Below are 21,231 nucleotides of genomic sequence, written 5' to 3' on the forward strand. Positions count from 1 at the left end.
CACGTCGCCGGGTCGAGCACTAAGCGGAGTCCTCCGCCTCCCGACTGTGCTCCCCGGCGACGTTCGACATTCTCGCTTAATTGGCGAAGGAAACAGGCGTCCAGTGCGCCATAAATTGAATGAAGTCCAAGTCGAGTGTACGTGATTGCAACGGTTGTGCCGGACAATGTTCTTCTACGTTTAGCTCTAGACGCCAAACTCTGTGTTCTTTTGTAAGTCCTGGGATAACTTTGGTTCCCTGCTCACCTTTATCGTCCACTGATTTAAGAACATATTGACACCCCTGTGCTGGCAGAGCTGCCCGGACGGTCTCGTCTTGTTCCCGCTGCGCGGTTAATTCCTTCGCGTCCGTTGTGTTATTTCCGCGCACCACGTAGACCTTCGATACATCATGTGTGTTTAGGCCGTCAACTATTAGTTGCGCCTTTTTCTGCTGCTGATCAGCTGGAAAATTTTTCAGAGACGTCGGGTCATCTTCGGGAATGAAAAAGAAAAAGATGACCGCACCAATTACGAACGCAAGAATAATCGCACCCAGTGCGCCTAACGCCCATCGCAACTTATGTGTTTTGTTCAACTCTATTCACCCGGATATTTCAAGTGTACGAATTCGACTTGTGCAGGTCCGCCCCAGAAATCATTGGTATTAGGCCACCAATCATCGTGGACGTTCCTGGGGTCGGCATGTTGATCAACCACATCGACACCGTTCATATTGCCCACGTACATTGCGACATGGTCAATCTTCCCCTCATTAGTTCGATAATAAATCAAATCGCCCGGTGTCAAACCAGCTTTAGAGGGAGCCAGCGGGTCATATCCGGTAGGTCCTGGAGTGGGGACAACACCTTTTGTTTCTCCCAGCCCTGAATGTTGCGTGAAATAGTCGTGATTCGCGGCAGCGTTATACCAAGTCTCAGACTCGACGTTTTTCGGATTTAAACTGTTGTTATTGTAATACCAATCATCCGGGTCGCCGTGGTGCCAATCATCCAAGCCGTTCCCCACATCTTTAAAACCACCGGCCCTCAAGGCTTGCGAAACAAAGTTTGTGCAGTCTTGTTCATATTGCCGATAATCGCCGTTATAGCCATCTGCGAAAGCCTCGGCGTATTCGATAGCTTTACGACGTTCTTCCGACGTTCCGGGCGGTAGTAGTAGACCACCAGGAATTCTATCCTGACTGAATTTGTCGTTACCCATCATTTTGGTGAGCTTCCGACCCTCTAGGCCACCGGCCTCGGCCTGCAACTCGCCCGCCACTTTGGCGGCAGTAGACGCCAAACCCTTTGCATGCCAGCGCATAAACTCGGTGAGCTGCTGCGCCTCTGCCTTCTTAGCCGCACGTTGTGAGTCACTACCGCCGTTGTGGGTGCTGGTGGCCGTCAAGTCCTCGGCCACGGCATACCCCTTGCCCTCCGCCTCTTGAATCGCGTTGACGGTCGCTTCCTTGGCTCCACGAATATCCCCGGACCCACGGCGCGCGATGGCAGCGCATTCCCGGTAGATCGACGTCTGTACCCGCACTGCGTCTTGCGCCTCGCGTGCGTCGTCGTAGGCCGACGTGGCAGCACTGCCGGTCCACTGGGTTCCGCCAGGGGATGAAATATTCGCTACATGCTGCGAAAAGGCCGTCTCCGACTGCCCTGCGGCCTTTTCCCACTGGGTAGCCGCGTCATCTAAATGTGTTGTGGACCAATTCAATATCTCTGATTTTGTCGGCATGGAGGCCGGAGCGATAGCCGCCATTACGCCGTCCCACTGATTTTGCCAGCGCTGCCCTTGTCGGTGTCTTCGTACGCCGAGGCATCCGAGGCCAATGTTTGTGCACGCCCCGACAGATAGGCCGCGTGGTCGGCGCGGGCGGCGTCAATGAGCGCTGAAACTGCTTGCACTGCACCTACAGTCGGATCACTACTCGATCCACCAACTGCGGCGCTCGGCCCAGCCAGCTCAGCGGCCAAAGTCTCACTGCGCGCCCCCGCCAGCCGTAGGCCGTCAGCATCGACGCTCAACCCGGACACCGCGCACCCCCTCACGTTGACACAGCGACCCGAACCGCTGCTAGAGGGCACTCTACGCGGTAGCCGGATATGGCGCGACAACCAGTGTTTCGGGCCACGGGAATGCGGGTGCACACTTGACAAAAGCGCATTTCCGGCGCGAAAAATCGAAAACGGGCCAACCCTGGCCCCACAAAGCCGTATTTTTGGACTGTGTCAGCACTTGCGAATAGTTATCTAGATCAACACACGTGGTTACCTGGCGTTGTGGTTGCTCTCGCGCTCGGAGTGAGTAGTATCGGGCTAAATTTATATTTTCGACACAGAGATAGAGATTCCAAGACGTTAGACTACAGGGTTCTTTCCGATTCTCCAATTGTCAGAAATCGTCCTGATGATGACGCGCTAAAAGTAACCTATCTTGATGAGGAAGTGCAGACTCCACGCATCCTCCGAATCAAATTTACCAACACGGGAAAGCAGGTAATAAGAGCTACAGACTTTCTAGATTCATACACCATAAGGTGTCAGGGTTCGTATCTACTTGACACAATTATTACAGATGAATCAGACCAAAATCTCGTGACTTGGTTCGAGTCTGACGGCGCCGACCCAAAGGATGGGAAACTTACACTAACTTGCAATACATTGAACCCTGGCGACACGTTCACAGTGCAGATGATCTTAGACAGTGACCGACCTATTGATGTATCGATTTCGGGCCGAATTGAAGGGCAAACCAGAAAAACTGAAGTTCAGCGACCAAAAAGATTGCCTGTTTTCTCACCTAGAATAAACTATAGTTTCACAGCCGCGATTGCGCTGTTCGGGCTTGGGACAACTATCATTACGCGTGAAAACCCATTTCCATATTGGTTCGGTTGGTTTTGTCTATTTTTCTCACTTCTTCAATTCGCCGTCAGCGTCGTGGACTATATAGTTTATAGGCGAATACGCAAGCGCAATATCAATCCTAATCATTGGTACTATTATTGACGCACGCCAGATTTGCTTTCTTATCGCCCTAAGCCTTTTATGACTTCGTCTAGCTCGGTCCGATCAAACTTCAACAATCGCGTACCCACGCGATGTGCGGGAATTATCTTCTTAGCGACGTAGCTTCTAAGAGTGTTCTTTGACACGCCAATATATTCGGCAGCTTCGGCGGTAGACAAATACCGTGTGGGAATAGACATAAACGAAACCTCTTTATTCTCAGCGCACCGCGCCCTGGTGCTTGGGTTCCGTTTCCCTCCAATGAGATTAACGTAATTGGTGCCTAATCGCTATTGATGGGGTTCGTTGTGACGCGCCTCTCCCCTACGGCGCTAACCGTGCCTCGTTGGTACCTCGTTGGTGCCTGCTGGCATCCGCTGACGGACGGATGCACCCCGGATGACGCCAGGGCGTGTGGGGGGCGCTTGGCGATGACAGCAACCCGAGCAACGAACTCGACATAGCCCTTGGATAGCCCAAAAGGGTTGAAAATCAGGGCGATTATCCCTCTGATCTGCGAAGATAAGGAGTGGTCCCGGCTGGGTTCGAACCAGCGACCCCTCGCGTGTGAGGCGCCTCCCATAAAGTCTACGCAGGTCGATTCTGTATAGGGAAGTCCATCCAGCAGCATTTTTAGTCCAGGGCAAGCAGGTTCATCTGCCCGTTGTGGGTCATCGGTGGGTCAACGAGGGGTTTCCGGGTCCTGCCCCGCCCTGTCGACCGTCTACGGAGCCGACTTCAACGCCGCGATAACAGCGTTCCGCCGGGGTCAACGTCAAGCCCCCAGCTAACACGTCGGCAGCGGGAAGCGCCGCTCAGAGAAGAGTGAGGCCGTCGTCGCTTGCCGCGGCGCCGGAACGCCTATGGTGTCAATGAGCTTCGCGACGATATGCGGAACCTGGCGCCGGATCAGCCCATGACGGGAGCGGACGTGCTGCGCATGATGAAGCTCGCCTGCCCGGCACCGGCGTGTGCAACGTTCTACAAGGCCTCGCGCCACTTCTTTCCGCATGTACTTGCACGCCGAATCCGTGAGATACCGCGGCCCGTGCTGGCACCCACATACTGCTGCGCTTTGAGGACACAGACCAGATCTGCTGTGGGCATCGTCAAGGCGTGTCGACCATTGATGAAACGAACGTTTCTGTCGTTGTGAGATTGACGCCGAACCAGTGTCCTAGGGCGTTTTTGAGACCGTCGTGGTCAGGTTGTTCGGGTGTGCCGGCCCATGCGACGAAACCGTCTGGTCGGATGAGTATCCGGTCGGAGCCACCGGCTCAACCGGACTGCCGACGACGAGGGTCACGCGGTCGCCAAGCTCCCCGTGGAAATCGACGGTGCCGTCGGCGGTGAAGTCGAGCAAGAGGGGTTGGCCGTCGCGGGCTAGCTCGGCGAGTCGTTTTCTTCCGGTCGAAGCCTCGATGGTTAGGTCGGGTGCCCACCAGCCGGCGAGTTCGTGGGCATCTTCGGGTACGGGATAGCGAATGTCGGCTCCCGAAAGCAGGTTACTGATACGGCTGGCAGCCTGCGCGTCCGCGAGTAGTTCGCCGAAGATTTCTCGCAATGCGGTGGCTTCGGGTCCTGGGCGAATGAGTGCTAGCTGCGCACGGCTACTGGTGAGCACGCGCAGGGCCATCGGCCTGCGTTCTTCTTCGTAGGTGTCGAGCACGGTCGGGTCCACACGGCGGTGCACTACGTTGGCGAGTTTCCAGCCCAAGTTGACTGCGTCCTGCAGGCCCAGGTTGAGTCCAGGGCCGCCCATGGTGAAGTGCACGTGCGCGGCATCGCCGATGAGGAAAACGTTGCCAGCGCGGTATCGGGAAGCGATGCGCGAGTTGATGCCGGCGAAGCGGCGGAACTCCACGTCTTCTTCGGGCCCGGCGAGCCGAACCGGGAAAGGAGCGCCGATGACGCGTTCGAGGCTCTCCTGTAACTCCGCCAACGTCATCGGCGCGGCCTCGTGTTCGGGCGCACGCTCATCACGTGCTGTGGGGTCGAGCTCTAATGAGCCGAGCAAGGGTGGCTTGCCCGTTGGTGGTCCCCAGAAGTACAAACCGCGTTCGCCGCGCTGAAAGGGCAGTGGGCCGCCTATGTCGTCTGCCCAGTCATGGGGTGGCAGCACCCCGAACGCGAGCCGGGTGACTACATCTTGGGAGGACATACCGGGGAAATCGATCCCGGCGAGCTTGCGCGTCAGGCTGTGCCCGCCGTCGGCACCGACTAGATAGCGGCAGGTCAGCTCGTACGGACCACTGGGCCCTTGCACCTGAACGATGATCGCACCGTCGTGCTGGGCAAAACCGGTCAGCCGGTGCCCCCAACGTATCTCGATCCCACGTTCGCCAGCCTCCCGAGTCAACGTCTGGGCCAGCTCAGCCTGCGGCGCGGCGAGCATGTACATCCGCGAGTCCACGGCCTCGCTGAAGTCCACCGGCAACGCACCGAACGAGAATTCCGCGATCGGGTGGGGGCGATCGCAGGTGCCCGACAGCTGTTCGTAGACCCCCCGGTGGTCAAGCAGACGCGGCCCTTGTCCCGTCACACCGGCGGCCCTCGGCCCCAGGTTCGGCCCGGACGTCGGATCGAGCACCAAGGGCTTAACCCCAGCCAGAGCGAGTTCGCAGGCGAGCATGAGGCCGTTCGGCCCTGCCCCGGCGATGAGAACGTCGATCATGACGCAGCTCCTCTTAGTGTGCGCGCGGGCAAGCCCGCGCAGAAGCGATCGAGTACCTCGTGATGTTGATGAATGGCAGAGGCGGCTCTGCACCCCTGGATCGGGGTGCGATGCTGCTGCCGACGGCTAGATGTCGATGACGACCTTGCCGTGCACGTGCCTGCCAGCTTGAAGCTCGACCGCGGCGCGGATCTGCTCCATTGGGAAGCTCGCCGCGATGGGTACCCGAAGTTGGCCCGATGCAACAAAATTGGCGATCTCATCGAGGGCTCCGGCAGTGGCGTTGGCGCCGTTGGCCGCGGTGATGCCGTCGACCTGCGCAGCGATGGTGGTGATCCGCTCGTCGGGTACGCCGAGTTCCCGTGCGGCCTGCACAGTCTCGGTCCCGTGCAGGTCGACCGCAGCGGTGACACCCGCGGGAGCTAGCGCACGGACTCGCTCGACTAGACCGTCACCATAGGAGACTGGCTCTGCCCCCAGAGCGCGCAAGGCCTGGGCCGACGATGCCGATCCCGTACCGATCACCTTCGCGCCCGCGTTGCGCGCGAGCTGGACGGCGAAAACGCCGACCCCGCCTCCCGCGCCGCCGACAAGTACCGTGTCGCCTGGGCCGGGACCGACAACGGCAAGTGCGGCGGACGCCGTAGCCCCTGCGATCGCGAGGGTCGCTGCAGTGTGGTCATCAACCCCATCGGGGGTGTGGTAGGCCTGGCCGCCCGCCGCCATGGTTCCCGCGGCGTCGATAACGACATAATCGGCCACCGCACGCGAGAGAACTCCACCGAAAACCCGGTCACCAACGGCGAAGTCGGTCACACCATCACCGACCTGGTCCACGACGCCGGCGAAGTCGGTGCCGAACCCGCACGGCAAGCTCAACCCGAACCGCGCGGCGGTGTCCGCATCAGACGTCATAAACCAGTCCATGGGGTTTAACCCGGCCGCCCTCACACGTACGCGGATGTGGCCCGCACTGGCCAGCGGTGCAGGTACCTGGCGGATAGCCAGAACCTCGGGGCCGCCGAATGACTCAAGCTGGACGGCTCGGCCAGTGGCCAGGGACGTGTCGACGGGCTGTTCTTGCATGCTCAACCTGCTCTTTCCTTCGACGGAATAGAACGGAAGTGGACTATGCTCCGTTTCCGTGAGCAACTCTAACATGAAGCGGAGCGTGATCCGTTTTGGATGACGTGGAGGATCGGCGAACGAGAGCCGATGCGACTCGCAACCGCGACCAGCTCCTCGAGGTGGCCACACGCGTGTTCGCCTCCGCCGACAGCGAGCCATCAATGCGCGCCATCGCACGCGAAGCCGGAGTCGGGATCGCCACCCTCTACCGACACTTTCCCAACCGCGAAGCCTTGGTGGACGCGATTTACCGCGATCAGGTCGCACGGCTCACCACAGGCGCGCGCGACCTAATCGCACAGCTCCCGCCGCCGGCGGCACTGCGAAGATGGATGGACCTGTTCGGTGACTGGATCGCCACCAAGAACGGCATGCTCCACACCCTGGTCGCAATGGTCGAATCCGGCGAGATCGCGCACGCGCAGACCCGGGCCGAACTGCTCGCGGCCATCGACGACATTCTCGACGCCGGTCGTCTCACCGGCGAGCTCCGTACCGACGTCAGCGCCGAAGACATCGCCGCCGGCCTCATCGGCATCTTCACCGTGGCTAAACCACCTGAGCACGACGCCCGGGCCAACCGCCTCTTGAACATTCTCATGGACGGCCTCCGAACCAGACCCTGAAATACACCCCATCCCACCCAACAAGGTATTGGCCGTGGCAGAGGACCGGTGTCGGATTATTGACAAGTCACCGAAAAATCTGCGAACTGGTGAGCGACGCTCGGATGTGGTTGCGGCGTGCCGGCAGATGGACTGGAAGCCGCGCACTCCGGTCATGCCGCAGAAAGACTCAACCGGATCCACGGCCTGAGCAAGAAGACGCCTTGGCGTTATCGGCGGCATGGGAAATGATGCCGCGACACCTCGCGCCGTCCATTCAATGGTTCCCGCCAGCTCCGACCTGTCCTGGTCGAAGGCCTCACTCCCCCAGTAGCTGCCAACGGACTCGACCAAGACACGGCACGTTTTGCGCCTTAGGGACGGTAGCGGTATGCCGGGGTGCCGCTGCGCCAAATCAGTCCTTCACACTGTGGGTTTGGGATCTAATTGGACCCGCCCGAGACGCTGGCGGGGCCGTCGGTGCGGACGATGCAACCTCTATTTGTTCGCGACGCAATGAGCGGTTCTTACCACGGAAAGTAAGGCGTGAATGCCTGGGCATAGTGCTCGGCGGCCGCTACGCAGCCACGATAAGGAGCGTAATCGGTGGTCGTGGTGCTTAGTTGTACACCGTAGATACCGGTGGTTGCTGCGAGATCGACCTCGCAGGCATGGGTCTGCACCGAGTTGGGCAGCACAAAACTCACAGCACGTCGACCACCGATGGTCAGCTCGTGGCGGTCGGTGCCGAGCAGGCTGGTTTGGCCCTGATCCAGCATGTTGTTGGAAGCGATAATCGTGATGTGCTGGCTGCGGTCCGTGGACCGGTAGGTGCAAGCGCGGGTTTCCGTACCGCTAGCTGTGGTGTGTTTGGACACTACGGCCGGACTCGGATCCAGCAGCTGCTGGCGCAGGACCAGATGCGGGATCTGTTCGCAGGGCTGCACAAAGACCCGCGCCAGACCGGCTCCGTTGGTGGGAACCGGTGCCCGAGTTGCGGTTCCGGCAACAACCGAACACGATGCCAGCGTTAGAGTAGTCGCCGCCATCGCGGCCCGGCAAGCATGGTGGCGAGGCATCGCGCTGTTCACTTATCGCCGTTGGCAGGGCAGACCGCCCAGCCGGGGGTCAATATGATGCAACCGTGTCGGCGAATGCAGGGGTGCTGGGCGCCATCGACGCTGCGCGCAAGCTCGGCGCGGCGATGTGATTCATCAGCTCCGCGGACATCACCGTGCCTGGCTGCCCAGCACGGGTTCTTGACGTGTCGATTCACCAAACATGGCCACCCCAGCGGGATGTGTCGTTGTTCTGAACTCACCGCTTAATCATCCCCACATAACATGCGCATACGCAACTATTGCGCGAGAGCGAAGATGGCGTAGGATCGTCTGCGTAAGCGCAATTATTGCGCGGATGTTCGCTGCTGGCGACTGTGAGGATGGTCCACAGATATGGTCATGGACGAGTTCGTTACCGCGGTGCTTGGTTTTGCGGTGGGTTGTGCCGCCACAGCCGCGTTGTATGTCGGGCTGTTGGGCATGGTGGGCGCTACCCGTGTGGTGCGCTGCACAGCCTGTAGCCATTGGATGGTCAGCTGGACTGACTCGGCCGCGATCTGCACGCGCTGTAGACACCCTCTGCTGTGGCACCCGGTAATAGCCATGCGGCGTCGGCGCGGGATTAAAACCGAGGCGTTGACCGTCATGTACGGGCCCGTGGGCGCCCCGGTGTCCCGAAGTGATGCGGGCCTGACGCACGTCCCGGCGAGTAAGGGGTGACGGCAATGCGACTACCAGCGGGGATAGCGGCGATCAGCGTTGCCGCAACGATCGGCGCGCTGGCCGTAGGCGCGGCCCCGGCCGCCGTTGCTCAGGGCTGCCAGCCTGAACAAGCCTGCCGCGGGACGCGGATTCAGCCGGAAAGGCAAACGCAGGCAGACATACAGCCAGGGGTCGCCCCGTCCACGCAGTGTCGGGCATCGATCATGAATCACATGTGCACCGAGCCCGGTAATGCCCAGTTGCAGTCGTGGCCTAATCCGGCGGTCATCCCTCCGGTGCCGGTCACCATCCCGCCGTGGCAGGTTCTCGGAGCCCCCGGCGAGGGCCGCTATCCGTGATTGCCCGAAGGCGGTCCAATGCGAAAGTTACTGCATGTATTCATGTTTGCGATCAGCATGAACATAACGAGTTGGTAGCCGCTGCGTTGAAGTGACACCGCGCCCACCAGTTTGGCTCTGAAACCGAAACCGCACGACAATCCCCCGCGGAACACATAGATGTGTTGCTTGACCTGAATCTCGCATTTGCCCACACCACACTGAACCCTGGTGTTTGCGAATTCTTTACGGGCACACCAGGTTCTTCACAGGTTCATTGGCTAGCTTGGTGCATACATAAAGTATTGATACTGAACGGATTATCGTTATGCCACTGCCCACACATACGCATTGTCCGTACTGCGGCTTGCAGTGCGCGATGTCCGTGACGGGCACATCGGTGACCCCCGTAGAGTTTCCCACCAATCGCGGGAGACTTTGCCAGAAAGGGTGGTCGTCGGCGGATTTGCTTACGCACACCGATCGGCTGTTGCAGCCGTTGGTGCGTCGTGGCGGGCAGTTGCGGGAAACTTCGTGGGATGACGCGCTTTATCGCGTAGCACGAGGGTTTCAGCGGGCACAAGCTGTGGGGGGCCGTGACGCGGTGGGAGTGTTTGGCGCGGGGGCGTTGACCAACGAAAAAGCCTACCTGTTAGGTAAATTCGCGCGGGTCGCGCTGGGGACGGCCAATATTGACTACAGCGGGCGGTTCTGTATGGCCGCGGCCTCCGAAGCGGGATTGCGTTCGTTTGGTGTGGACCGGGGCCTTCCGTTCCCGGTGGCCGATCTGGATGATGCTGGTGCTGTGTTGGTGTTCGGTGGCAATCCGGCAGAAACCATGCCGCCGTTCATGCAGCATCTGGAACCGGCCGCCTCGTGCGGGGGTTTGATCGTGGTCGATCCGCGGCAGAGCGCCACCGCTGAACGTGCGCTGCGCGGCAAAGGGATTCATGTCGCGCTCACCCCGGGAACCGATCTGCCGCTGGCATTGGCGCTGACTCATCTGGCGGTCACCGAAGGATTCGCCGACCGCGCCTACATCGCCGCCCGCACCAGTGGTTTCGATGAATTTTGGGCGGCCGCGGCGCGGTGGTGGCCCGAGCGTGCCGAGCAGGTCACCGGGGTAGCGGTCTCGCAGATGTATCAGGTGGTGCAAACCCTGTGCGCGGCACGCGATCGCGGTGCCGGAGCCTACGTGCTAACTGCGCGCGGCGCCGAGCAGCATCGCGACGGCACCGACACCGTGAGTGCCGTTATCGCGCTGGCCCTGGTGTTAGGGCTGTGCGGGCGCCCGGGCAGCGGCTATGGATGCGTGACCGGACAGGCTAACGGTCAAGGGGGCCGCGAACTGGGCCAAAAAGCTGGGCAGCTGCCCGGCTACCGCAAGATCACCGACCCCGCCGATCGGGCGCATCTCGGGAAGGTGTGGGGGGTGGATCCGGGCGAGCTTCCCGGTGCGGGCATGAGTGCCTGCGAAATGTTCGCGGCCTTGGGCCGGCCGGGTGGGATCCGGGCGTTGATGGTGTGTGGTTCCAATATTGCGGTGTCAGCGCCCGATGCGAGCCGCGTGATCGAAGGTCTGCGATCGTTGGATCTGTTGGTGGTCAATGACTTTGTGCTCTCGGAGACTGCGCAGCTAGCCGATGTGGTGCTGCCGGTGCTGCAATGGGCCGAAGAAGAAGGAACCTTGACCTCATTGGAGGGGCGGGTGCTGCGGCGGCGGCGGTCGGTGCCTGCGCCACCGGGGCCGCGTAGCGAGCTGCACATACTGCAGGACCTCGCGGTGCGTCTAGGGCAGCCGGCAGATCGTTTCCCGACCAGTGCGCCGCAGGTGTTTGAGGAGCTGCGTGCTGCCACCGCCGGCGCCGCTGCCGACTACAGCGGCATCACCTACCAACGCTTAGATGATGGACAGGCCCTGTACTGGCCCTGCCCGGGCGCTGATCACCCCGGCACGCCGCGGCTGTTCCTGGATCGTTTTGCCACTGTCGACGGCAGGGCACGTTTCGTGCCGGTCGAGCCCCGAGGGCCCGCCGAACCCGCCGATAGCCAGTTTCCGCTGCTGGCCACCACCGGGCGGCTCTTGGCCCAGTATCAGTCGGGGGCCCAGACCCGTCGTGTTGCGGCGTTAGCTCAAGCCGCTGGCCCGACGTTCGCCCAGATGCATCCGGATGTGGCCGCGCGGGCAGGGCTTTCCGATGGAGATCAGGTGCAGGTGGTCAGCCGCCGTGGTCGCACAGCGGCCATCGTGCGCTGCGATCCCACGATGCGCCCCGACACCGTCTTTTTGCCGTTCCATTTCCCGGGCCTTGCCTCGGCCAATCGGCTCACCAACGCAGTGCTGGACCCCGACAGCGGTATGCCCGAATTCAAGGTATGCGCGATACGGCTCGACAAACCCACCGCAGCGCCCGACTCACCAACCCATGACCACACCGATCACACGAGCGGTCACCACCGCTCGCAGGAAATCAGCGATCCGGCCCAGATACCAAGGGGGTGCCCGTGACCGCCTCGCAGGTAGTGATTGTCGGATACGGTCTGGCCGGGGCACGACTTCAAGAAGAGCTGCACCGCCTGGACCCCCGCCAGCAGCGGGTGCGCCCTATCGTCTACGGCAAAGAACACATCCCGTCCTACAACAGGATTCAACTGCCCAACGTGTTGGCCGGGCGCCTTAATGCCCACGAAATCTATTTGCGGCCACCGGGCTGGTGCGATGAACAGGGCCTACAAACCCACCTCGGGGTGCAGGTCACTGGAATTGATCGCCTCAACCACACCGTGTCGTGTTCGGACGGTTCGACATGTGACTACGACACCTTGGTCATCGCCACCGGCAGCCGCCCCCATATCCCCGATATCCCCGGTGCCCGTGACGCCGATGGCGTGCTGACCGCGGGGGTGGTGCCGTTTCGGACCTTGCAGGACTGCGCCGATATCGCCGAGCGGTTGCGCCCGGGCAGCCGCGTGGTGGTGCTGGGCGCCGGCCTACTCGGATTGGAAGCCGCACGCGCCGCGCTGCTGCGCGGCGCCCAGGTCACCGTGGTACATCCCAAAGATTTCCCCATGGAACGTCAGATGGATCCCACCGGCGGGTCGGTGCTGGCGCGGGTGCTGCAAGATATGGGCCTGAGCATGGTGCTGGGCCGCCGAGTCACCGAAATCATCCCCGACACCGCCAGCAATACTGTGATCCTCAACGATGGTCAGCAGATACCCGCCGATGTGGTGGTACTGACTGCAGGAATCCGCCCCCAATGCGCACTGGCCGAACAGGCCGGACTCGCGGTCGACAACGCCATCATCATCGATGACAGTTTGATCACCTCCGACCCGGACATCCGCGCTATCGGCGAATGTGTGCAGCACCGGGGCCAGGTCTACGGCCTGGTGCAGCCCGGATGGCATATGGCCGAAGTGCTGGCCAAGCAACTCACCGGCGCCGATCCCGGCGCCCGCTACACCGGAACACGGCAAGTGACGCGCCTGAAGGCGCAGGGCATCGACCTACTGTCGATGGGCGAAATCGATGTCGCCGAACTAGATCCTGATCTGGAAGTGCTGACGTTGGCAGACCCCGCGCGTGGCCGGTACGAAAAAATCGTGGTCCGCGACGACCGGCTGATCGGCGCCATCGCCCTGGGCAGCCCCACAAACACTGGGGTGCTCAGTCAACTGTTCGACAGCCAGGGCCTTGTCCCCGCCGACCGAATGAGCCTGCTGCTCGGTACCGCTCAACCACAAGCACCCGCGCGTCCCGAAGACCTGCCCGCCGAGGCCGTCATCTGCCGATGCAACAACGTCACAAAAGGCGCCATCACCGACGCCTGGATACAAGGACAACGCAGCCTGCCGCAAATCATCGAAAAGACCAGGGCAACAACCGGATGCGGCGGCTGCTCGGACACCGTGGCCGCATTGTGCACCGCCTTGCAGGCATCTGCCCCCGATACCGACCCCGCCCCGATCAACGCTTAGAAAGGATCGCCACGTGGTGGCCCAAACAGAATGTACCCACACCCACAGAACCCGCCGGTGGGGACGATCAGTATTGACATCTATCGGGCGTCAGGAGTGGCTGGACCGGCCTAGTTACCGGCTGGAAAACATTCTGAGCTTTGGTTACAACGCTTTTGGTGGTGCCCGTAACCGGGTAACCAACGCTCTTAACGGGGTATGGCTGGGTCATCCTGTGCATCCGCCGCTGGCATCGCTGGCTTCCGGGGTGCTGGCCGCAACGATGGCTCTTGATGCTCTGGCGGTCGGCGACGCGGTCACTGGTCGGCGCACCCCGGGTGCGCACCGGCTGGCCACCTACACGTTGGGCGTGGGGATCGCCGCGAACATCGGGGCAGCCGCGACAGGGATCACCGACTGGCAACACACCCATAAGCAGGACCGGCGTATCGGTCTGGTGCATGGGCTGCTGAACATGACAGCGACTGCCCTGTACGGGTTCTCATGGCAATCCCGCCGGCGCGGCCACCGTCTGCGTGGCATCACGTTGAGCACGATCGGATACACCATCTCGCTGGGCAGCGGTTACCTCGGCGGACATCTAGTCTTTGCTTCTGGGATCGGCACCGACATGTCCGGGCCGCGGCTTGCCGCCCGCACCTGGACACCTGTGCTGCCCGAGCACCTGCTCGCCGATGGGGAGCTGTGTCATGTTGAGGCCGGCGGGGTCGGGATCGTGCTGGGCCGCGAAGGCCAGTCGGTCATCGCCGTCGGCCATTACTGCCCACACTTGGCTGCCCCCATGGCTGACGGATGGCTAGATCGCGGCAAAATCGTATGCCCCTGGCACGGATCACAATTCGACACCAGCACCGGTGCCGTGGTGCGCGGACCGGCCTCGGCGCCGCTGCCCTGCTACCACACGCGGATCAACAATGGGCACATCGAAGTATGCGCGGCAGCAACCCCGCCGCTGGCCCAAACCGCGCTCGCGCCTGATGGCCCCACTGTCGGCAGCGGTTGCCTGTCTGAGAATGCCAGCCACTGGGAAAACCCCGTCAGGCACAACGAGCCGGAGACCGAATCGGCCACTACATCCCGGTCACACCACGGATACCAGCACAACGAAAGGCACCCGCAGTGAACGCCTACGACGTGTTACGCGAACACCACAACCTGCTGCGCCAACTGGGCCGCACCATGAGCCAAGCACCGGCTGGCTCGCGGCAGCGTCAACGCTGTACCGATGAACTCCTGCGCGAATTCGACATCCACATGCGCATCGAGGACGACCTCTACTACCCGGCCATGTCCGCAGCCAGCACCCTGATCGCGATCGCACACGCTGAACACCGACAAATCTATGACCAACTCGCCGTCGCGCTACGCACCCACCCCAAAGCCCCGCACTACCAAGCCGAATGGGACAGCTTCCTGACCGTGTTGGAAGCCCACGCCGATGAAGAAGAACGAGACTTGATCCCCCCACCAGCACCAGTCAACCTCACCATGACCGAACTAGAGGACCTCGGCCAAAAAATGAGCAGTCGCATGCACCAACTACGTACTTCACCGATGCATAAACTGCGGGTCAAAACCCGGGCAGCCCTGTTGGCGTCCTTCTAACCCCGGGCACGACAAGGCCCCAACACGCGCATATGCGGACCCGTCAGCTCGAACTGCTCAGGGCCGAGGACGTACTCGCCGTGGACGGGCGGATCGCGCTACGCGATGTCCGCCACGGCTTCTAGCCCATCCGCCACCACCGCGGCAGAAGCGAAGCGCCGCACCATCAGATTCACGATCTCGGGATGTACACCCAGCGGTTGCGCGACACCATCGGCGCCGGCTTCCGCGAGACGTTGCTGAAACATCCCATGCGCCAACAGATACGACGCGACGAAGACGCGCCGACCGGTCCCGCGCAGTTCCGCGACCACATCGCGCACTCGCGGCTCCCCCGTCGCGATGTAACCCACCTTGACCGGGCCGGTGCGGCGTGCCAGCACGCTCGCCGCCGTGTGCACCTCATGCCGGGCCCGAGGATCGGAGGATCCTGCCGCGGCGAGCACCACCGCATCGCTACGGCGCCATCCGGCCTCGCGCAGCCGTTCGGCCATGACCGTGGCCAGTACCGGATCAGGCCCCAACGTTTGCGCCACGGCTACCTCGGGATGCCCGCTCAGCTCGATGTGCTGCGGAATATCTTGGTGCACATGGTATCCCGATGCCAGAAACGCCGGAAGCAACACCGTGGGCCCGCCGACCATGGCAAGCACCTCCGACGGCGTCGGGCCCATTACATCCACGAAGGCGGTGCGCACCGAACCGACACGCCGCGATACCGCCTCGGCGAGCGCTGCGATGTTCTCTACGCCTGCGGCCGAGCGGGTTCCATGGGCCACCAGTACTAGTTCAGCCGCCGATGAGCCACGTACGCAAAGGTCGTCATCCATGGCATTCCCCCAATCGTGGTCGGGTCGATCGCCAACCGGTAGCCCAGCGACCGCCCGAGTTGGTGATCATCGAGGTTCGCTACGCGGCAACGGTGTTCCGGTGTCGGCTCCTGAGCATTCCGATTTCGACGTTTCCATTGATCACCCGCACCTCGAAGACTGGCAACCGGCGCGACGCATCATCGAGACAACGCCCGTCAATAAGCGAAAAGACCTGCTTGAGCAGCGGCGATGCCACAGTGGGCTCCCCGCCACGGTCACCGGTCAAACCGCGTGACATCACGGCGGCCTGGCCGAATGGATCGATGTTACCGACCGCGTACAACTCCCCACTGGGCATGAGGAACAAGGCGGCCTGTACGTCGTCGGCCAGGAGCACCGCAGCACCCCGGCCGGGGGTAAGCGAATCCACCGGACAGACCGTTGACCACACGTACTGGTACCGCCGCATGCTGCTGCAGCGATTCTCCTGTGACACCGGCACGGGTGCCTCCCTTCATCATTGTTCCGGCCGCCGCGTATGCGTCCGTTGACTTTTCCTGGTTTAGGCAGCCACTGGCCGCGCCGGACGTTCTCGGTCGTCTCGGCGCCGTTGCCAAGACTGTGAAGTGCTTCTAGTCCCAGGACCGGGACGTTAGGACGGTGCCCGCAATCCCGGGGTGCCTAGCAGCACCGGCACCTTGCGCGGGCCACTGTCGTCGAATGCGATGGTCGAATCGGGCTGATCGGGCGCGTTGACGAATGACACAAACCGTCGCAGCTTGTCCGGGTCGGCCAGGACCGCCGCCCATTCGTCCTGGTAGCCCTGCACGTGACGGGCCATCGCCGCTTCCAGCTCGTCGGCGATGCCCAGCGAGTCCTCACACACGACCGCCCGGATATGGTCCAGGCCGCCCTCGATGGCCTCCTGCCAGGGCGCGGTGCGCTGCAGCCTGTCCGCGGTGCGGATGTAGAACATCAGGTACCTGTCGATGTACTTGATCAGCGTCTCCGAGTCCAGGTCGCCGGCAAGCAATTTGGCATGTGCCGGCGTCGCGCCGCCATTACCGCCCACGTAGAGATTCCAGCCATTCTCGGTGGCGATGACGCCGACATCCTTGCCACGAGCCTCGGCACATTCCCGAGCACACCCGGATACGCCCATCTTGAGCTTGTGCGGCGAACGCAGTCCGCGATAGCGCAATTCGAGCTCGACGGCCATTGCGACCGAGTCCTGAACCCCGTATCGGCACCAGGTGGAGCCGACACAACTCTTCACCGTGCGCAACGACTTGCCGTAGGCGTGCCCCGATTCCATGCCGGCATCGATGAGCCGCTTCCAGATCAGCGGGAGTTGCTCGACGCGAGCACCGAACAGATCGATGCGCTGACCACCGGTGATCTTGGTGTACAAACCGAAATCCCGGGCGATCTCGCCGATGACGATGAGCTTCTCCGGGGTGACCTCACCGCCGGGCAGCCGCGGCACTACCGAGTAGGTGCCGTTCTTCTGCATGTTGGCCAGGAAGTGATCGTTGGTATCCTGCAGCCCGGCCTGCTCGCCATCCAGGATGTGATCGCTGGACGTCGAAGCCAGGATGGACGCCACGGTGGGCTTGCAGATATCGCAACCAGTGCCCTTGCCGTGCTTGGCAATGAGCTCGGAGAAGGTCCGGATTCCGGTCACCTGCACCACCTGGAACAGCTCGGCACGCGACTGCTCGAAATGCTCACACAGTGCCTTGGACTGCTCGACGCCCTGGGCCGCGAGAATCTGCTTGAGCATGGGAATGCAGCTACCGCAGGATGTTCCGGCACAGGTTGCCGCCTTCAGGGCGGGCACGTCGGTGGCGCCCTCACAGATGGCTGCGCAGATCGCCCCCTTGGTCACGGCGTTGCACGAGCAGATCTGCGCATCGTCGGGCAGCGCGCCCACGCCGATCTCCGCACCCGATGGGGCGATGAGGGAGGCCGGGTCCGCGGGCAGCTCCCTGCCGAGCATGGGCCGCAGGGTGCCGTAGGCACTAGCGTCACCGACGAGGATGCCGCCCAACAGAGTTCGCGCATCGTCGGAAACCACGAGCTTGGCGTAGGTGCCCTTGGTGGCGTCATTGAAAACGACCTCGAGCGCACCGTCGGCGGTGGCGTGCGCGTCTCCAAAGCTGGCGACGTCGACCCCCAGCAGTTTGAGCTTGGTGGACAGGTCGGCCCCGGGGAACTGCGCACTGCCGCCCAGTAGCCGGTCCGCGACGATTTCCGCCGTGGTGTACCCGGGCGCGACCAGACCGTAGCAGCGGCCTTCGATCGCGGCGACCTCGCCGATCGCGTAGATGTGCAGATCACTTGTCTGACAGCCCAGGTCGGTGAATATGCCGCCGCGCTCGGCCAGCTCCAGTCCACACTCGCGGGCCAGCTCATCGCGTGGCCGGATACCGGCCGAGAACACCAGCACCGAGGCATCGATCGTCGACCCGTCCGACAGCTGCACCGACAGTGTGCCATCGGCCGCCTTCTCGATGGCCTGGGTGGACACGCTGGTGTGCACGGTCAATCCCAGGTCGGTCACCAGGCGGGTCAGCAGGGCCCCGCCGCCCTCGTCGACCTGCAGATGCATGAGCCGGGGATTGAGTTCCACCACGTGCGGGGCCAACCCCATGAGGCGCAGCGCATTAGCGGCCTCCAACCCCAGTAGCCCGCCACCGATCACAACACCAGCTGAGCCGGGCGACTTGTCCGCGGTGGCCTTGATGGCATCGAGGTCATCCATGGTGCGGTACACAAAGCAGCCCTCAGCGTCCCCACCGGGCACCGGCGGCACGAACGGGTAAGACCCGGTGGCCATCACAAGCGCGTCATAGTCCAGCACGGTGCCCGCCGCGGTGCTGACCGTCTGATTGGTCCGGTCGATACCCACCACCGGGTCGCCGAGGTGAAGTGTCACCATCGGATCTTCCGCGTAGTCGTTTCCGGTGAGCGCCAGCGTGTCCCGGTCCCAGCTGTCGATGTACGAGGACAACGCCACCCGGTCATAGGCGGCATCGGCTTCCTCACCCAGAACCGTCACCTGCCACTGATCGGTGGCATCGCGCTCACGCAGCACCTGGACAAATCGGTGACCGACCATTCCATGGCCGATGACGACGACTTTCTTGTTCATGGGTTTCACACCGCCACTTCGTTTTAGACCCAGGAATCGGCCGCGAGACCCTGACGCGTCACGGCTTTGGCACACGATGCAAACGACGATGTTCGCAACCACATCCCACCGCGTAGGAAAGACCTATGCGGACGAGAAACGGAGGAGGATACTAGTGTCGAAATACCTTGTCGTTCAGTTTCTCTCACTGAACGGCGATGCCCCGATGCACCACCGAACTGGCGTCCCCAACAGCAATACCCTTAAGCGGCCAGCTCTGCAACCGTTGCTGATCTACGGCCGTCGATACAGACAGTGTCGGTTCGCAAACCACCAACCGCGGACATCCAATGGACGCGGCCATCGGCCCTCGCCACTGCGGCGCGGCCGTATCGGCCACGGCCACACCCGAGGAAGCCGAAAGCGTACGAGAAACCGATGTCGGCCAACCCCGCCGCTCAGATCCCGGCCACGCCAGATCAGTGGGCATCGAATTCATGGATCCATCCTCAACCAGAACTATGCGTCAGCGCAACTATTGCGCTATGCGTGATAGCTCACATCAGCCCACGATGTGGGGACACAGAAGACGGGCCGGGTGCGCGCACCCATTGCACCCACAGTGCAAGTCCAATCTTTCTGCGGGTGACAAATACACGCCATCGGCGCGCCACTTGCGACAAAAGCTCCAGCTGGACAACGCATCAGCGCCACGGTACTTGTGATGACCCGCATCACATAGCGCTGCCGCCGCAGCGAGGGCTGGGATGTCAAAACGCTACTTCACCATCGTGTGCGCTGGATGCTCGACTTGGTACCGGTTTTCACACGCCCCCACCGCATTGATCAGCACGCAGGGGTCCGTGTCTTCAGAAGCGCTGCTCTCGGATTGGCAATTACCGTAGATGTTGACCGATTCGCACTGCGCGAGCACGTGCCGGACCGTTGGCGCACCGAGGGACCCTAGATGTATCCCCCCCATCAACGCGCAGGTACAAACCACTGCGCCGATACCGCACCTGACGGCTGGCCTCGCTAAGGAAGGGTGGTGCGAGCGTTTGGCGCAGTTGCTGGCCTTGCCACACCGACACGAGCGCCCATCCGCACGGACCATACGCCTTAAGCGCTGACGCACAGCGCCTGCCATTGCCTCGGTGAGATATTCGTTCTTACCCATCGATATCGGCCTCCCATCACCTCAGCGCGTGATCTACCGCAATAATTGCGTATACGCATATAAATTTACGGCGGCGCGGCCAACAGTCAAGGATTAAGCGCGTCACAGTTCGGTTGCGCCGAGGTGGCGGTCCGGTGGATTTTCCTGTCTGGCACCAAATTTGAGCAGCATTTGCCCGCCATGGCGAACCGCGTGACAGGCAACACGGTGTGCGCCGCGACCTCGAGTCGCCGCAGTGCCGACACCCAGCCAGGCGCCATCATCTCTTCGGCGCCAACCGATGAGGTGCTCTGCGTTTAGGAGGTGCCGGGGCCCGGCGCTAGCGGGGGCGCGTGGTTTAGTCGGGGTTATTCGCCGATGTCGCCGATATGGCCGCGCAATTCGACGCGGCCATCTGTTAGCCGGTATGTCAGGAAGACAATCGCGGCCTTGTTTTGGCGCACCGCCTCGGCGATCACCTGGGAGCGTTCCATAAGCTTGGCCCCGGTTTCCTGCACGTGGCAGGCCACGAATTCATCGACCCCGGTCATTGCCTCACGGCGTCCCCGCAAGATGGACGGGATCACCCGGACGACAAGATCGCGGATGTAGCCCCCGGGCATGGATCCTTCATCGAGCGCGCTCAGGGTGGCTTGCACAGCCCCGCAGGAGTCGTGCCCCAGGATCGCGATCAACGGAACTCCGAGCACGGTGATCGCATACTCCATAGAACCGAGCACCGCCGAGTCGATGACATGCCCGGCAGTGCGAACCACGAACATGTCGCCGAGTCCCTGATCGAAAATGATCTCCGCGGCCACGCGACTGTCCGAACACCCAAAGAGCACTACTTTGGGATCCTGGCCGGCGGCCAGCTGCGCCCGGCGAGCGATGTCCTGGCTGGGGTGGTGCGGCGATCCATCGATAAAGCGCTGATTGCCCGCCTTGAGGTCCTTCCAGACGGCCTTGGAATCCAATGCATCACCAACCATGCATGCGATTATGGCGCACAGCACGTTTGGCCGCGGCACCGGCTC

Annotated in this window: 17 protein-coding genes and 2 pseudogenes; 7 read left to right on the forward strand and 12 right to left on the reverse strand. The window is 62.0% G+C overall.

What is annotated here, in order from left to right; translation table 11 throughout:
• Positions 1-76: 76 nt before the first annotated feature.
• The 7 genes and pseudogenes from AOT87_RS28645 to AOT87_RS07410 all read right to left on the reverse strand — a co-directional run bounded on the left by AOT87_RS28645 (position 77) and on the right by AOT87_RS07410 (position 6,759).
• A complete protein-coding gene (locus AOT87_RS28645) occupies positions 77-577 on the reverse strand; it encodes a hypothetical protein (protein ID WP_131727306.1) in 501 nt (166 codons plus the stop codon).
• 2 nt (positions 578-579) lie between these two features.
• Positions 580-1,749 carry an amidase domain-containing protein gene (locus tag AOT87_RS07400; protein ID WP_057969550.1) on the reverse strand — a complete coding sequence of 390 codons (1,170 nt, stop codon included), beginning with the start codon at positions 1,747-1,749 and terminating at the stop codon, positions 580-582.
• On the reverse strand, positions 1,749-1,895 hold the full coding sequence (locus AOT87_RS29000) for a hypothetical protein (RefSeq protein WP_005120333.1): 147 nt from the start codon (positions 1,893-1,895) through the stop codon (positions 1,749-1,751). Before AOT87_RS29000 ends, AOT87_RS07400 begins: the two co-directional genes overlap by 1 nt.
• Positions 1,896-3,019: 1,124 nt before the next feature.
• Positions 3,020-3,199: a helix-turn-helix domain-containing protein gene (locus AOT87_RS29585; protein ID WP_081343305.1), complete on the reverse strand. Its 180-nt coding sequence runs from the start codon at positions 3,197-3,199 to the stop codon at positions 3,020-3,022.
• Positions 3,200-4,108: 909 nt separating this feature from the next.
• Positions 4,109-4,258 (reverse strand): hypothetical protein, encoded by a 150-nt coding sequence (locus AOT87_RS29590; protein WP_341533695.1) that lies wholly within the window; start codon positions 4,256-4,258, stop codon positions 4,109-4,111.
• A 71-nt stretch (positions 4,259-4,329) separates the two neighbouring features.
• Positions 4,330-5,673: pseudogene (locus AOT87_RS07405) on the reverse strand (FAD-dependent monooxygenase); the annotation flags it as partial.
• A gap of 126 nt (positions 5,674-5,799) precedes the next feature.
• Complete coding sequence (locus AOT87_RS07410; protein ID WP_057969551.1) at positions 5,800-6,759, reverse strand: NADP-dependent oxidoreductase; 960 nt, start codon at positions 6,757-6,759, stop codon at positions 5,800-5,802.
• A 95-nt stretch (positions 6,760-6,854) separates the two neighbouring features.
• Here AOT87_RS07410 and AOT87_RS07415 point away from each other — a divergent pair, with 95 nt between their 5' ends.
• A complete protein-coding gene (locus AOT87_RS07415) occupies positions 6,855-7,427 on the forward strand; it encodes a TetR/AcrR family transcriptional regulator (protein WP_042789414.1) in 573 nt (190 codons plus the stop codon).
• Between the two features lie 506 nt (positions 7,428-7,933).
• On the opposite strand, the gene AOT87_RS07420 is transcribed toward AOT87_RS07415, so the two are convergent.
• The gene (locus AOT87_RS07420; RefSeq protein WP_016888688.1) at positions 7,934-8,455 is read right to left on the reverse strand and encodes a DUF3558 family protein; all 522 of its coding nucleotides are present in this window, start codon (positions 8,453-8,455) and stop codon (positions 7,934-7,936) included.
• Between the two features lie 737 nt (positions 8,456-9,192).
• On the opposite strand from AOT87_RS07420, the gene AOT87_RS28650 reads away from it, so the two are divergent.
• The 6 genes and pseudogenes from AOT87_RS28650 to AOT87_RS27610 all read left to right on the forward strand — a co-directional run.
• Positions 9,193-9,528: a hypothetical protein gene (locus tag AOT87_RS28650; protein ID WP_131727305.1), complete on the forward strand. Its 336-nt coding sequence runs from the start codon at positions 9,193-9,195 to the stop codon at positions 9,526-9,528.
• Positions 9,529-9,835: 307 nt separating this feature from the next.
• Positions 9,836-12,016 carry a molybdopterin-dependent oxidoreductase gene (locus AOT87_RS07435; RefSeq protein ID WP_082634992.1) on the forward strand — a complete coding sequence of 727 codons (2,181 nt, stop codon included), beginning with the start codon at positions 9,836-9,838 and terminating at the stop codon, positions 12,014-12,016.
• A complete protein-coding gene (locus AOT87_RS07440) occupies positions 12,013-13,488 on the forward strand; it encodes an FAD-dependent oxidoreductase (RefSeq protein ID WP_165589983.1) in 1,476 nt (491 codons plus the stop codon). The genes AOT87_RS07435 and AOT87_RS07440 overlap by 4 nt, the downstream gene beginning before the upstream one ends.
• Positions 13,489-13,561: 73 nt before the next feature.
• Complete coding sequence (locus AOT87_RS07445; protein WP_346425050.1) at positions 13,562-14,611, forward strand: Rieske 2Fe-2S domain-containing protein; 1,050 nt, start codon at positions 13,562-13,564, stop codon at positions 14,609-14,611.
• Positions 14,608-15,093, forward strand: coding sequence for a hemerythrin domain-containing protein (locus AOT87_RS07450; RefSeq protein ID WP_016889329.1), 486 nt, complete (start codon positions 14,608-14,610; stop codon positions 15,091-15,093). The genes AOT87_RS07445 and AOT87_RS07450 overlap by 4 nt, the downstream gene beginning before the upstream one ends.
• 29 nt (positions 15,094-15,122) lie before the next feature.
• Positions 15,123-15,218 (forward strand): annotated as a pseudogene (locus tag AOT87_RS27610) (DNA methyltransferase); the annotation flags it as partial.
• Here AOT87_RS27610 and AOT87_RS07455 read toward each other — a convergent pair.
• From AOT87_RS07455 to AOT87_RS07470, 4 genes are all read right to left on the reverse strand, one after another.
• Complete coding sequence (locus tag AOT87_RS07455; protein WP_057966825.1) at positions 15,192-15,923, reverse strand: sirohydrochlorin chelatase; 732 nt, start codon at positions 15,921-15,923, stop codon at positions 15,192-15,194. The pseudogene AOT87_RS27610 and the gene AOT87_RS07455 overlap by 27 nt on opposite strands.
• 79 nt (positions 15,924-16,002) lie before the next feature.
• Positions 16,003-16,356, reverse strand: a complete 354-nt coding sequence (gene nirD / locus AOT87_RS07460; protein WP_082634993.1) for a nitrite reductase small subunit NirD — start codon at positions 16,354-16,356, stop codon at positions 16,003-16,005.
• Positions 16,357-16,557: 201 nt separating this feature from the next.
• Positions 16,558-19,059, reverse strand: coding sequence for a nitrite reductase large subunit NirB (gene nirB, locus AOT87_RS07465; protein ID WP_016889332.1), 2,502 nt, complete (start codon positions 19,057-19,059; stop codon positions 16,558-16,560).
• Between the two features lie 1,503 nt (positions 19,060-20,562).
• A complete protein-coding gene (locus AOT87_RS07470; protein WP_057969952.1) occupies positions 20,563-21,186 on the reverse strand; it encodes a carbonic anhydrase in 624 nt (207 codons plus the stop codon).
• Positions 21,187-21,231: the final 45 nt, after the last annotated feature.

This window comes from Mycobacteroides sp. H003 (assembly GCF_001440135.1).
GTDB lineage: Bacteria > Actinomycetota > Actinomycetes > Mycobacteriales > Mycobacteriaceae > Mycobacterium > Mycobacterium gwanakae.

What these genes read in the sequence shown, in the direction of transcription:
- AOT87_RS07470 (WP_057969952.1), bottom strand. Translation starts at nt 21,186, where the DNA reads ATGGTTGGTGATGCATTGGATTCCAAGGCCGTCTGGAAGGACCTCAAG.
- AOT87_RS07400 (WP_057969550.1), bottom strand. Translation starts at nt 1,749, where the DNA reads ATGGCGGCTATCGCTCCGGCCTCCATGCCGACAAAATCAGAGATATTG.
- AOT87_RS29585 (WP_081343305.1), bottom strand. Translation starts at nt 3,199, where the DNA reads ATGTCTATTCCCACACGGTATTTGTCTACCGCCGAAGCTGCCGAATAT.
- AOT87_RS07410 (WP_057969551.1), bottom strand. Translation starts at nt 6,759, where the DNA reads ATGCAAGAACAGCCCGTCGACACGTCCCTGGCCACTGGCCGAGCCGTC.
- AOT87_RS28650 (WP_131727305.1), top strand. Translation starts at nt 9,193, where the DNA reads ATGCGACTACCAGCGGGGATAGCGGCGATCAGCGTTGCCGCAACGATC.
- AOT87_RS07420 (WP_016888688.1), bottom strand. Translation starts at nt 8,455, where the DNA reads ATGGCGGCGACTACTCTAACGCTGGCATCGTGTTCGGTTGTTGCCGGA.
- AOT87_RS07455 (WP_057966825.1), bottom strand. Translation starts at nt 15,923, where the DNA reads ATGGATGACGACCTTTGCGTACGTGGCTCATCGGCGGCTGAACTAGTA.
- AOT87_RS07435 (WP_082634992.1), top strand. Translation starts at nt 9,836, where the DNA reads ATGCCACTGCCCACACATACGCATTGTCCGTACTGCGGCTTGCAGTGC.
- nirB (WP_016889332.1), bottom strand. Translation starts at nt 19,059, where the DNA reads ATGAACAAGAAAGTCGTCGTCATCGGCCATGGAATGGTCGGTCACCGA.